The following is a 13,441-nucleotide window of genomic DNA, read 5'->3' on the forward strand; positions in this document are numbered from 1 at the left end:
TCACAGCAACGGTTGGGCTACCATGCTTGTCAGTGATTTTAAGGAACCGTCTTCATCAACAAGGTAGATTGAACGCCTTACGCCCTCCACCGCCCACAAGGACCCGCCATGACCCAGACCAACCGCCGCTTCCTGCTTGCCAAACGCCCGGTCGGCGCCGTGCGCCGTGACGACTTCAGCTTCGAGACCGTACCCGCCGAACAACCCGGCGAAGGCCAGGTACTGGTGCGCAACCTGTACCTGTCGCTGGATCCGGCCATGCGTGGCTGGATGAACGAAGGCAAGTCCTACATCCCGCCCGTGGCCCTGGGCCAGGTAATGCGTGCGCTGGGCGTCGGTGAGGTGGTTGCCTCCAATCACCCCGGTTATCAGCCCGGCGACCACGTGAGCGGCGCCCTCGGTGTGCAGGACTACTTCACCGGCGAGCCCCAGGGCCTGCACAAGATCGACCCCAAGCTGGCCCCCCTGCCCCGTTACCTGTCAGCCTTGGGCATGACCGGCATGACCGCCTACTTTGCCCTGCTGGAGGTCGGCCAACCCAAAGCTGGCGATACCGTGGTCATTTCCGGCGCGGCCGGTGCGGTGGGCAGCATTGTCGGGCAGATTGCCAAGATCAAAGGCTGCCGCGTGGTCGGCATTGCCGGCGGTGCCGAGAAGTGCCAGTACCTGAAGGACGAGCTGGGCTTTGATGGCGTGATCGACTACAAGGCCGAAGACGTGCTGGCCGGCCTGAAGCGCGAATGCCCCAAAGGCGTGGACGTGTACTTCGACAACGTGGGCGGCGACATCCTCGATGCCGTGCTGACGCGCATCAACTTCAAGGCACGCATCGTGATTTGCGGCGCGATCAGCCAGTACAACAACAAAGAAGCGGTGAAAGGCCCGGCCAACTACCTGTCGCTGCTGGTGAACCGCGCGCGCATGGAAGGTTTTGTGGTGATGGATTACACCAAGGACTACGGCAAGGCCGCGCAGGAAATTGCCGGCTGGTTGGCCAGTGGTCAGGTGAAGAGCAAAGAGGATGTGGTGGAAGGGCTGGAAACCTTCCCGGAGACCTTGTTGAAGCTGTTCAGCGGGGAGAATTTTGGCAAGTTGGTGTTGAAGGTTTAAACGCCCCTGCACGGCACCGATGGCCCGGCACATGCCCTTGTAATCGGGTTCACCCGCGAAAGGGCCGGGCCTGCCGGCCAATTTCCACCGGCCGTCCATCGTTGCCGCCGCCACCGTATTCGCGGGTAAACCCGCTCCTACACGGATCGGGGGCGCAGCCACATCAGCGGTTCGACACAGGCATCGGTGGCCCGAAAGGGCCAGGCCTACCGGCCAATCTCCACCCGCCGTCCACCGTTGCCGGCACCACCGTATTCGCGGTGACACACATCGCTGGCTGGGCACAGCCCGTCGTAGGAGCGGGTTCACCCGCGAAAGGGCCAGCCCTGCCGACCAATCTCCACCCGCCGTCCACCGTTGCCCCCGCCCCCGTATTCGCGGGGGACACACATCGATGGCTCGGCACAGCCCGTCGTAGGAGCGGGTTCACCCGCGAAAGGGCCAGCCCTGCCGACCAATTTCCACCGGCCGTCCACCGTTGCCGCCGCCCCCGCATTCCCGGACACACACATCGAGGCTCGGCACAGCCCGTCGTAGGAGCGGGTTCACCCGCGAAAGGGCCAGCCCTGCCGGCCAATTTCCACCAGCCGTTCACCGTTGCCGCAGCTACCGTGTTCGCGGTGACACACATCGATAGCTCGACACAGCTCGTCGTAGGAGCGGGTTCACCCGCGAAAGGGCCAGGCCTGCCGGCCAATTACCACCGGCCGTCCACCGTTGCCCCCGCCCCCGTATTCGCGGTGACACACCTCCATGGCCCGGCACAGCCCGTCGTAGGAGCGGGTTCACCCGCGAAAGGGCTAGCCCTGCCGGCCAATTTCCACCGGCCGTTCACCGTTGCCGCCGCTACCATATTCGCGGGTAAACCCGCTCCTACACACGGATCGGGGGTGCAGCCACATCAGGGGTTCGACACAGGCATCGGTGGTTCGGCACAGGCCCTTGCTGGACAGCCGCAGGTTAATTACCCACGGATCTCCGCCACCACCGCTGCCAACGCTTGCGCAGGGTCTGCAGCCTGGCTGATCGGCCGGCCGATCACCAGGTAGTCCGAACCAGCATCCAGTGCCTGACGCGGGGTGAGGATACGGCGCTGGTCATCCTGCGCGCTGCCCGCCGGGCGAATGCCCGGGGTCACCAATTGCAACGAGGGGTGCGCCGCCTTCAGTGCCGGGGCCTCGAGCGCCGAGCACACCAAACCGTCCATACCCGCTTTTTCCGCCAGCGCCGCCAAACGCAGCACTTGCTCCTGGGGGTCGACATCCAGGCCAATGCCGGCCAGGTCTTCACGCTCCATGCTGGTCAGCACGGTCACGCCAATCAGCAACGGCTGCGGGCCGCTGCGCTTGGCCAGTTCTTCACGGCAGGCCGCCATCATGCGCAGGCCACCGGAGCAATGCACGTTGACCATCCACACGCCCATCTCGGCGGCAGCCTTTACCGCCATGGCGGTGGTGTTGGGAATGTCGTGGAACTTGAGGTCCAGGAACACTTCGAAGCCCTTGTCACACAGGGTTTCGACAATGCCCGAAGCGCTGCTGGTGAACAGCTCCTTGCCAACCTTCACCCGGCACAGCGCAGGGTCAAGCTGGTCAGCCAGCTTCAGGGCGGCCTCACGGGTAGGGAAATCCAGGGCGACGATCAGGGGCGTCTGGCAGGCGGACATGGGCAGGGTCTCTTGGCAAGTCGAAAACGGCGCGCATTGTAAACGAAGTGGCGCAGGCTTTGGGGCCCGCAGGTCACGGAATTGGCCCAACAAGGCCTGGCACCTATAATTGAACCAACGGAACGGGCAATTGCTCAAAATTCATGTAACCGTTGCCCACGGCCCGATCTAAGGAGAACGACAATGCCCTGGTATGCCTGGCTGATACTCATCATAGCCCTCGGCTCGATTGTCGGCGGGTTGATGCTGCTGCGCGACACGGCCAAGAAACTGCCGCTGACCGAAGAACAACTGCGCAAGGTACATGAGCGTAATGCCGAAGCGGATGCCAAGGACGCGCAGGACCGCTAAAGGCCGGGCCAGGGCATCACCCCGGCCCCTGCCCGCTTACTCCACCATCACCTTGTCCCGGTTGCGCTCCAGCAACGCATTGCCTATCCCCTTTATCTCCAGCAGCTCATCCACCGAAGCAAACGGCCCATTGGCCTCGCGGTAGGCCACGATAGCCTCCGCCTTGGCCTTGCCAATGCCGTTCAGCTCCTTTTGCAGGGTGAGTGCATCCGCCGTGTTCAAGTCCAGCCTTGGCGCCTGCTGTGCCTGGGCCTGGGCCACCACCGGCACCGGTTCGGGCACAGCCATGGTGCTGGCCGGGGCGGCGCTCAGGGAGAACGACAGACTGGCGAACAGCGGCAGCAGCAGGTACGACAGAACGTTATTGCGCATGGTCAACACTCCTTGGGTTGGTCATTTTCCAGCAACCGCTTTCCTTCGGCTGCGCAACCAACCCTAGCGGGTAACCCGGCCGCACAATACCCAAGCCCCCCGGCGAATGGTTACCGAATCGGTCAGCAAAACGCTCAACTTCGCCCACCCATCAACCGTGGCCGTTTACGCCCCGCTCGGCCCGGCCCTGAACGCACAAGGCCCTGGCCTTGTAGCTGTAGCCAAATCCCCGTTTGTCCGATACCCGCTGCCCACCATTGCCCGGCCATTCTCCTACAACGCCCGCCGAACAAGGCCCGCCCGGTAAACCGCCCTTCCCCAGTCGGTAAGCTTCCCCCCGGCAAACTGGCACGCCATTGCCCGCCTGCTAGATTGTTGAGCAATGGAAACCGGCCTGCTTCAAGGACCCGAGCAAGAGGATCACTGCCGTGCCCCTCAAGACCCTGACTGTTTTCGGTACCCGCCCAGAAGCCATCAAGATGGCCCCGTTAGCCCTGCAACTGGCCCAGGACAGCCGCTTCGAAGCCCGCGTGTGCGTCACCGGCCAGCACCGGCAAATGCTCGACCAGGTGCTGGAGCTGTTCGGCATCAGCCCCGATTACGACTTGAACATCATGAAAGCCGGCCAGGACCTGACCGGTGTGACCACTGCCATCTTGCAAGGCATCCGACCGGTGCTGGCCGCGTTCAAGCCCGACGTGGTGCTGGTGCACGGCGACACCGCCACCACCTTTGCCACCACTCTGGCGGCTTACTACCAGCAAATCCCCATTGCCCATGTAGAGGCCGGCCTGCGCACCAACAACCTGTATTCACCCTGGCCCGAAGAAGGCAACCGGCGCCTGACCGGGGCCCTTGCCGCGCTGCACTTCGCGCCCACCGCCACCTCGCGCGACAACCTGTTGCGCGAAGGCACCGACCCGGCGCACATCTTCACCACCGGCAACACCGTGATCGACGCCTTGCTGGAGGTGGAGCAAAAGCTGCAAAGCCCCGCGCTGAAGGCCCGTTTCGCCAGCCACTTCAGCTACCTGGCAGCCGAACGCCGGCTGTTGCTGGTCACCGGCCACCGGCGCGAGAACTTTGGTGGCGGCTTCGAGCGCATCTGCCAGGCCCTGGTGCAGATTGCGCGGCAATTCCCCGAGTTGGACGTGGTGTACCCGGTCCACCTCAACCCCAACGTGCGCGAGCCGGTCAACCGGCTGTTGGGGGATGTAAGCAACATCCACCTTGTCGAACCGCTGGATTACCTGCCGTTCGTTTACCTCATGACCCGGGCCTATGTGATTCTGACCGACTCGGGTGGCATTCAGGAGGAAGCGCCGGCCCTGGGCAAACCGGTGCTGGTGATGCGCGACACTACCGAGCGCCCGGAAGCCGTGGCGGCAGGTACGGTCAAGCTGGTGGGCACCGAAGTGGCATCGATTGTACGGGCGTTGAGTACCTTGCTGACCGATGAGGCGGCGTATCGCGAAATGAGCTTCGCCCATAACCCCTATGGCGATGGCAAGGCCTGCGCGCGCATACGCGAAGCCCTGGCCACCTGGACCAGCCCCCACCGCTCAATGTAGGAGCGGGTTCACCCGCGAATACGATATCCGCAGCCCCGCTAAACCCCCAGTAAAAACTGGCCAGCAGCCCCACCCCGACCTGAGCCCACCCCCGCTCGACGTAGGAGCGGGTTCACCCGCGAATACGATATCCGCAGCCCCGCTAAACCCCCAGTAAAAACTGGCCAGCAGCCCCACCCCGACCTGAGCCCACCCCCGCTCGGCGTAGGAGCGGGTTCACCCGCGAATACGGTAGCTGCAGCACCGCTGAACTCCCAGTAAAAACTGGCCAGCAGCCCCCCTTCCGCGTGTAAACCCGCCCCAACAACGGTCAACAATCACCGCGTAGATATTTGCCTTGGAATGCACATTCCGCACGTCAGACTTTCCTGAAACCCCGCCCCACCTCTTCAGCTCGGGCAACCAAGCGAACTATCCTACGCGCCAGTCAGAAGCAGCTGAATTGTCGGGGAAATGTCTCAGGGATAACGTCACCGGGTCGCCATGTTGGTGACCGGGTGTGAGAACCTGATGCGAGCTACCTGACTTGCCTGTCATGGCAGTCGTACGCGGGCAGACTTCGGTCTGGCCGAGCTTTGTAGCTCCCTCGGTTTCTCACCCCGTGTACGACTGCCGCCCTGGTCCGTGAGAAAGATCTGCGTGGCAGTTCCACCTATCAGGAGCAACTACCATGAAAAACAACAACCAATCCCCCCTCCTCACCGCAGGCATCGAAACCTTCCTCGAAGCCGGCAACCCCACCCTGGATCTGCTGCGCGTCCAACCCGGCATCCCCGTCGATGACGCCTATGAACACGTCTCCGTCCTGCTGGGCTACTGCAAGCACTTGGTACGCGAAGGTGACATGGAAGACGACCACAAGATGCTGGGCGCAGCGGATTACCTGCTGGCCACCGCAAAAGCCCTGATGAACGACATCGAGATTGCGAAAAACAGGCACCACTGAAGGGAATGACGCGAGACCAGGCGAGGCTATGCCTCGCTTGCAGTCAGAAGAAATGGGCTTCATCAGGCCAGACGTGGCGAGGGCGAACCACTGCATTGGCCAAGCCCCACACTCGGTGGGAGCGGGCGCGCCCGCGAACACCGGCACCGCCGGTGCCATCCACCCCATGCCTACAAGATCACAGCCCCCACCCGCCGCTCAAATCTCACTGCGCGGATAAACACTGATAAACGCCGAAATGGCAATTGCATCCCCATCATCCACCTTCACCCGCGGGCTCTGCCCCGAGCGTTTGATATCCGAGGCAAAATCAGCGGTCTTGAATGCCTGCTCAAGCTCGTCACCGCCCACCCCGGCATAAACGACCACCTGGGTACCGGTATTGTGCTTTTGCAGGGGCAGCTGCTTGATCTGAACCTGCACCCCCGCCTTGGTCAGCGCAACGGCGATTTCCTTGGCAAAGCGCACGGCTTCCTTGTCATCTTTGTGGATATTCAGCAACACCACCGGCGCCAGCGTCTTAGCCTTCAGCTCGCCCGCCAATGCCTTGAACGCATCATGCGCCTGCGGCGTCAGCGCTCTGGGCTTCAGGCTGGCCTCCAGCTTCAACCGCTCGGCCCTCTCGCGCTCCAGTTCGGCCCTGAGCGCATCGTTCTGCTCAATGAGTTGCTCGATCTCCAGCCTGGCCTGCACGTCCGACTCGTGGACGACAGTAACCGCCTGCGCCCCACGGGAAACGGGCACTTCGGCTTGCTGGTTTTTTACATCCGAGGTCATATGGGCAATGATCATCGCACTGGCGGCGATCAGCGCAGCGATTACCGCAGTGGCAGAGGCTATGGCATGGATAAGGCTGGCTGCGTCTGCTGAAATATCAGGCATAAACAACTTCTTGAAATTGAAGGTTTTCATCAGTTTCACGTTCAGAGAGACGGGCCAGATGGGTAACCTGTCTCGGGCACTGTTCAACCCTCCCATCGAGGGAGGCCGCGGCAGAGTGCCATAATTGCGAGGTTTAAGACAGCCTGAAAGCAATTGGAATTGTAGGGCCGGATGAGTCGATTCCGAGGGGATGGGTTGACTGCTGTCGGCCGAGATGGTGCATCGGCGATGATGCTTTGCGAGTTCCACCTGTATTGGCAGCAGTGCATTAGGCTTGGAGAGCATAGCCATTTCAGAAAAGTGAGCAGATTAGGACTTGCGTTAAGACTAGTGCGTTAACCTCATTAGACAGAGCAACTAAAAATGTGAACTGCGAGGCCTCACCAGGGTCTTAAACATTAACAAACTGCAACCCAATTAGCCGCAGTTGATATTTCAGGCTTCCGAAGCCCCAATGTGGAGATATTTATATGGCGACGCCTCTAAGGCTAATTATGGCCTGCACTGCAAATTTGATCGTCAGTTCAAGTGCCTCCGCGCAAGCACCTGTAGATAAGACGATCGTGATCGCTGCACACAAAAAAATGATCACAAGATTTAATGAGGAATTATCTAGGGAAACCCCTCCTGAATTCTCCATTCTAAAAACGTTAGACTTTAAATCAAAAAGCTATGAAGAGACGGTCGAACGGCTCAATGCTCGCTATACGTATCCACAAGGCTTTCAAATTGACGAAGAGCGCGGATTTCTTTACTTGCTTCGGTACTCCAACGGCAGACCTACTAGATGCGTAATTGAGAAATACCAGTGGAAAACGGGCGAGCTAATCATGACGTATATCATCCCGGAACCTCAACGATCAGTTTCAGAGGGTTTGGTAGTTATTAAAGAACTAGATGGCGACGTAGCCTACGTGCGATCTGGCAATACCTTGGCTCGCCTTCTACTCATCGACTCGCCATCAGGATTCGGCACCACAAAAACACTTGATTCTGTAGCCACTAATGTTGCGCAGAGTTTCTACCATAAGCACGATAAATGGTTTATCGAGAAGTTTAAGACTCCTGAGGACAGCTTGGGAGAGAGCCGAGGCCAGTATTCGATCCTAGACAAAAACTTCAACTCAATCAGGGATGTAACCTTTGCACCTGAGTACGCCGGCTACAGGAACTCTGACAAACTTGGTCTACCCAAGCACCAAGGATTCGCAGTCCTAAATAACGGATATGCAATGACAATGGGGGGATATTGGGACTCGCATTCCAACACCACTCCATATAACTACTTCGGAGTAAATTTTTTTGATGAGAATGGAAAAATTGTAAAATCTAAATATATGTCACCTGAAGCATTTACCTCTCAAATCGCGAGCATGGGAATTCATGCCGACTCTATCGAGAACGAAGGATTACAGGAACTAGAAGATGGAAAGGTGGTGACACTACAAGTTATACGCTCAAGTAGTGACCGAAGTGGGAAGTTGCTCTTCCTACTTCTTAATCCTTAGTGATAAAAGCGGCCACCCTCAAGAGAGTAGCCTACTTCAAGTTCAGTGACCACGGACTTGTATTCGCAGACCTCAACCGCGATGGCGGCCACGGAAATAGTCAATTAGCCCTTGGGTTGACCCATCTTCGGCACGCTCATCAAGACTGCCGATCAATCGCTGGTATACACCCTCTCCTAGCTCTTTACCCAATTCCACACCCCACTGATCGAAAGCGTTAATACCCCAAACCACGCTCTGTACGAATACCTTATGCTCGTACATCGCCACCAGTGCACCTAACCGCCGAGGGCTGATACGCTCGACCACTAGTGTATTACTAGGGCGATTGCCTGGGATAACCTTATGAGGGGCAATCTTTTCTATATCAGAGGCATTCAAGCCTTTTTCTCGCAACTCGGCCTCGGCTTCGCTGCGGCTTTTGCCTAGCATCAGCGCCTGGCTCTGAGAAAGACAGTTGGCGTACAACCATTGATGATGATCGGCCACAGGATTGAAGCTCACTACTGGGACGATGAAGTCAGCAGGAATCAGCTGAGTGCCCTGATGCAAGAGTTGATGGTAAGCGTGTTGCCCATTGCAACCCACCCCCCCCCAGATGACCGGCCCGGTATCAACCTTGACCGCCGTACCATCTTGCAAAACACTCTTGCCATTAGACTCCATATCGAGTTGCTGCAAGTGCTTAGTGATATTCCGCAGATAATGGTCATAGGGTAGAATCGCATGACTATGGGCGCCCCAGAAGTTCCCATACCACACGCCCAGCAAAGCGAGTAATACAGGTATATTTTTGTTGAAATCCGCAGTTTGGAAATGTTGGTCCATAGCGTGGGCACCAGACAACAGTTCCTTGAAATTAGCAGTACCGATTGCCAAGGCAATTGGTAGTCCAATTGCGGACCACAGTGAGTATCGCCCGCCCACCCAATCCCACATGGGGAAAATATTTTCCTCGCGAATACCAAAAGCTACTGCAGCCGCCTTGTTGCTCGAAACTGCTATAAAGTGGCGATAAAGATCAACCTCTGTCCCCCCCTGCGCTAGGTACCAGGTACGAGCAGCGACAGCATTCTTTAGCGTTTCGAGCGTATTGAACGACTTCGAGGAAACGATAAACAAGGTGGTCTCGGCGCGGAGATTGGCAGAAAGCTCGTGGAACTCGCTACCGTCGATATTTGCCAGATAATGGCAGCGCACGCCGCGCTGTGCGTAGGGCAACAAGGCTTCGGAAACAAGCTCGGGCCCAAGGAAGGAACCACCAATCCCAATATTGACCACGTCAGTAATTGGTTTTTCGCTATATCCACGCCATAGGCCATTGTGTATACGGCCCACCAATTCGGTAATCTGGTTAAGTGCCTTATGTACTTCTAGGATGATGTCCGCACCGTTAACGAACAGCTTGTCAGCTACAGGTCGTCGCAGCGCAGTATGTAGTACAGGACGGCCTTCGGAAGCGTTAATGATCTCGCCGCTGAATAGCGAGTGGATCGCATCCTGAAGGCCGACCTCACTGGCGAGGTTGACCAGTAAATTAAGGGTCTGTTCTGTAATCAGGTTCTTCGAGTAGTCGAGGAAGAGTCCGCAGCTGCTAAGGGAAAACCGATCGAAACGCTTGGCATCGATGGCGAAAGCTTCACGCATGCTGAACCCTTGCATCGCGTCGCGGTGTTGCTGAAGCGCCTTCCAGGTTGGCAGAGCAGTGACATCGTGTGGTGTGCGGTAAAACGCCATTGCAGATTGATCCTTGATGCTTGGTGATGCTTGTACCCGTCAGTCATTGCCAAGTACAGATTCGGCGCCATTATAGGCGTTGAGAACGCTTGTGAAAGGGGAAAGCCCACAACGGTAGCTTTTCAGGGCGAGGAATGCCTGTTTTTCGATAACGGAAGCCCTCTGATCAGAATTGAGCCGCTCAGACTTGCTATGAATCGCCTACCTCTGTTAACCCTGATCAACCTGGCAAAAAATTGTAGAATCGGACCAATCACCGGTAGCAGGCGGATGTTGACTGCCCTCCCCTAACCCCGCCCTATGGACTCCTCTCATTGAGGGATTGAGTAAAAAATGATCAAAATCACCCCCAAAATCGAATGCTCGAACTCGGCTCCTTTTGTACTGTTCGGTGGGATTAACGTTCTCGAATCCGAAGATCTTGCCCTGACTGCATGCGCAGAATATGTCCGGGTCACAGAAAAGCTCGGCATCCCTTATGTATTCAAGGCCAGTTTTGACAAAGCAAACCGCTCCTCTATCCATTCCTTCCGCGGTCCTGGGATGGAAGAAGGATTGCGCATCTTTGAAAAAGTGAAGACTGAGTTTGGAGTACCAATCATCACTGATATCCACGAGATTTACCAAGCAGCGCCGGTTGCTGAAGTGGTTGATGTGCTGCAGCTCCCGGCTTTCCTTGCGCGACAGACCGATCTTGTCGTCGCACTGGCCAAGACTGGCAAACCTGTCAATATCAAGAAACCACAGTTCCTTAGCCCTTCCCAGATGCAAAACATCGTGCACAAATTCAGAGAGGCTGGTAACGATCAACTAATCCTGTGCGATCGTGGCTCTTGCATGGGTTACGACAATTTGGTTGTAGACATGCTTGGCTTCGGTGTTATGAAGCGCACATGCGATGATTTGCCTATTATTTTTGACGTAACTCACGCATTACAGAATCGAGACCCCTCGGGCGCAGCATCTGGAGGCCGACGTGAGCAAGTCGTTGATTTGGCACGTGCAGGGATGAGCGTAGGCTTAGCTGGCCTATTTTTAGAAGCGCACCCAAATCCTGATCAAGCTAAATGTGACGGCCCCAGCGCCCTGCCACTCGATAAACTAGAGCCGTTCCTGCTACAAATAAAAGCGCTAGACAATTTGATCAAGTCCTTCCCAAAATTAACCATTTCCTAGCCCTAGGGATCCGGCCGTTAGAACAACTCAGGATAACCGCATATTTGTCGACTATGATAGGTATGCGGAAATCCGGCCACCGCCGCACCTCACAACCACCAAAACGCCAAGCAGCGCACGTATACCAGTCATACTGCACCGCAAAAAACTAAGCGTATCTGCTAATCACTGCAAATGTTTTCAGTGAAACTCTAAGCAACGACAACCTTTCACCGACAGCGCACCAAAATCAAAACCACCAACCCTCACCTCATCCGCACAATTACAATTCTATATTTACCCGCTACAAGTTTATAAGGTGGCCATTAGCGTAAATTGACGATACGCCGTTTAAGGTCAGCTTTCGCTAGATTCGGAGATGAGGCGACCCCTACTGAAACCAACCAAAAAGCCGACCTACGGAGCTTGCAGGCCGCCGAGAAGCATGGCATGGAGACCCAATTCGACGCTTTCGATAACTATGCTGAAACGCCAAGATAACAATTTTCTTGACGCTTCCGCCTCACCGAATTACCCTCCCGCCCTCACAGAAATGGAAGTCTCCGGGACATTCCCAGGCGAACCGCTAACGGAATCGGGCCTTTCCTGAAGATGAATCCAGCGTGCCTTGGCGCGCTGCTTTGCTTTGCGGTAGCCAACTTGAAGCCTCGTTCGTCACTACAGATACAGAAATCAGTGATCTTCGCCCTCGTGTTGCGGGAGGCTCGCGCACGTATCGGCGACCGCCGCCTGGGTGCAGTCTGGATTCTCATTGAGCCGATTTGCCACCTACTAATATTTTCGCTGCTCTATAGCCAGATCCGAGGTCGTACTATTTCCGGGGTTGAATACCCGGTTTTCGTGCTAGTAGGCATGGCTCCGTTTTTACTGTACCGCAATACTGCGCTGCGCTTGATGGACAGCTTGAGAGAAAACCGCTCGCTATTCGGATACAAGCAGATTAAACCGTTAGATACCTATGTGGCCCGCGTCTTGGTCGAAGCCTGTATTAGCGGCCTTGTCTATGCCTTGATTGTCTTTGGCTTCGCTTGGTGGGGCTTTGATATGTCAGTTCAAAACCCTCTCATGTGGTTCGCCACTTTAGCACTTGGGCTACTTTTTGCATTTAGCCTCGGCATGCTATTGGCCTTGATCACGCACGCCTTGCCAAGTTTAAAGCTCATCATTCGGATGATATTTTTCCCTCTCTATTTCATTTCAGGCGTGCTTATACCTGCTGCGTATCTTCCGCATGCGCTGATGCCTATCTTACTTCTCAACCCATTCCTCCATCTCACAGAGCTGATTCGAGGAGAGGTATTACCTCATTACGCAATGGTAGATGGCATCTCGATAGGTTATGTCATCGGCTTCACTATAGTTCTCCTGTTCATTGCGATGGGTAGCTACAGGGCGAGAAGGCTGCACCTGATTTCCACAAAAAATGGATGAGATCCGGTTACCGTGTTTGAACTTAGAAACGTCACTAAGTCGTACCTGACTCCGAAGGGTCGTCGTTATATCTTTCGGAATCTGTCGCTCTCGATTCCTCCCGGGAAGAATATCGGGTTGATCGGGCGTAACGGCGCAGGCAAATCCACACTCATGCGATTACTAGGTGGCGCGGATGTTCCGGATTCGGGCACGATCGTCACCGATCGTAGTATCTCGTGGCCTGTAGGCTTGACCGGTGGCTTTCAAGGAAGCATGTCCGGCAGAGACAACATAAAGTTCGTCTGCCGGGTCTATGGTGCTGAAGGCGAAGCAATGCGCGAGAAAATCCGCTACGTTCAAGAGTTTGCGGAAATAGGTAGTTGGCTGGATGAGCCCATCAAGACATATTCCTCAGGAATGCGTTCAAGGGTAGCTTTCGGTTTAAGTATGGCGTTCGACTTCGATTACTATTTGATCGACGAAGTCATGTCTGTCGGTGACGCTCAATTTAAACGCAAATGCGCGAGAGTCTTCCGCGAAAAGCTAAAAAAATCAAACGTCGTATTAGTTTCGCACTCTATGCCGGAAATCAAAAAACTCTGTGACATTGTACTTCTTGTAAAAGACGGTGAAATTCAAATTTTTGATGATGTAACTGAAGGCATCAGAGCGTATAGCGCGTAAATGACTTTTTATCTTAAGCGACCCT

At 56.1% G+C, this 13,441-nt stretch carries 12 protein-coding genes; 8 read left to right on the plus strand and 4 right to left on the minus strand.

Features of this window, described 5'->3' with window-relative positions; all coding sequences use genetic code 11:
- Positions 1–108: 108 nt before the first annotated feature.
- Complete coding sequence (locus V7787_RS26890; RefSeq protein WP_014591984.1) at positions 109–1,110, plus strand: NADP-dependent oxidoreductase; 1,002 nt, start codon at positions 109–111, stop codon at positions 1,108–1,110.
- A 964-nt stretch (positions 1,111–2,074) separates the two neighbouring features.
- On the opposite strand, the gene pyrF is transcribed toward V7787_RS26890, so the two are convergent.
- Positions 2,075–2,776: an orotidine-5'-phosphate decarboxylase gene (gene pyrF / locus V7787_RS26895; protein ID WP_010952851.1), complete on the minus strand. Its 702-nt coding sequence runs from the start codon at positions 2,774–2,776 to the stop codon at positions 2,075–2,077.
- A gap of 183 nt (positions 2,777–2,959) precedes the next feature.
- On the opposite strand from pyrF, the gene V7787_RS26900 reads away from it, so the two are divergent.
- A complete protein-coding gene (locus V7787_RS26900) occupies positions 2,960–3,127 on the plus strand; it encodes a DUF2897 family protein (protein ID WP_010952850.1) in 168 nt (55 codons plus the stop codon).
- Positions 3,128–3,163: 36 nt separating this feature from the next.
- Here V7787_RS26900 and V7787_RS26905 read toward each other — a convergent pair whose 3' ends face one another.
- Complete coding sequence (locus V7787_RS26905; protein WP_020193049.1) at positions 3,164–3,499, minus strand: ComEA family DNA-binding protein; 336 nt, start codon at positions 3,497–3,499, stop codon at positions 3,164–3,166.
- 428 nt (positions 3,500–3,927) lie between these two features.
- Here V7787_RS26905 and wecB point away from each other — a divergent pair, with 428 nt between their 5' ends.
- Complete coding sequence (gene wecB, locus V7787_RS26910) at positions 3,928–5,070, plus strand: non-hydrolyzing UDP-N-acetylglucosamine 2-epimerase (RefSeq protein ID WP_064491736.1); 1,143 nt, start codon at positions 3,928–3,930, stop codon at positions 5,068–5,070.
- A 670-nt stretch (positions 5,071–5,740) separates the two neighbouring features.
- Positions 5,741–6,016: a DUF3077 domain-containing protein gene (locus tag V7787_RS26915; RefSeq protein WP_020193848.1), complete on the plus strand. Its 276-nt coding sequence runs from the start codon at positions 5,741–5,743 to the stop codon at positions 6,014–6,016.
- 198 nt (positions 6,017–6,214) lie between these two features.
- Here V7787_RS26915 and V7787_RS26920 read toward each other — a convergent pair whose 3' ends face one another.
- Positions 6,215–6,928 carry a hypothetical protein gene (locus V7787_RS26920; RefSeq protein ID WP_336090304.1) on the minus strand — a complete coding sequence of 238 codons (714 nt, stop codon included), beginning with the start codon at positions 6,926–6,928 and terminating at the stop codon, positions 6,215–6,217.
- A 440-nt stretch (positions 6,929–7,368) separates the two neighbouring features.
- On the opposite strand from V7787_RS26920, the gene V7787_RS26925 reads away from it, so the two are divergent.
- Positions 7,369–8,406 carry a hypothetical protein gene (locus V7787_RS26925; protein WP_336090306.1) on the plus strand — a complete coding sequence of 346 codons (1,038 nt, stop codon included), beginning with the start codon at positions 7,369–7,371 and terminating at the stop codon, positions 8,404–8,406.
- Between the two features lie 72 nt (positions 8,407–8,478).
- Here V7787_RS26925 and pgi read toward each other — a convergent pair whose 3' ends face one another.
- A complete protein-coding gene (gene pgi / locus V7787_RS26930) occupies positions 8,479–10,143 on the minus strand; it encodes a glucose-6-phosphate isomerase (protein WP_336090307.1) in 1,665 nt (554 codons plus the stop codon).
- Between the two features lie 333 nt (positions 10,144–10,476).
- On the opposite strand from pgi, the gene kdsA reads away from it, so the two are divergent.
- From kdsA to V7787_RS26945, 3 genes are all read left to right on the plus strand, one after another.
- Complete coding sequence (gene kdsA, locus V7787_RS26935; protein WP_336090309.1) at positions 10,477–11,319, plus strand: 3-deoxy-8-phosphooctulonate synthase; 843 nt, start codon at positions 10,477–10,479, stop codon at positions 11,317–11,319.
- Positions 11,320–11,994: 675 nt separating this feature from the next.
- Positions 11,995–12,750, plus strand: coding sequence for an ABC transporter permease (locus V7787_RS26940; protein WP_336090312.1), 756 nt, complete (start codon positions 11,995–11,997; stop codon positions 12,748–12,750).
- 12 nt (positions 12,751–12,762) lie between these two features.
- On the plus strand, positions 12,763–13,416 hold the full coding sequence (locus V7787_RS26945) for an ABC transporter ATP-binding protein (RefSeq protein ID WP_336090314.1): 654 nt from the start codon (positions 12,763–12,765) through the stop codon (positions 13,414–13,416).
- The last annotated feature ends 25 nt before the right edge of the window (positions 13,417–13,441 follow it).

The sequence above is a fragment of the Pseudomonas sp. CGJS7 genome (assembly GCF_036961695.1).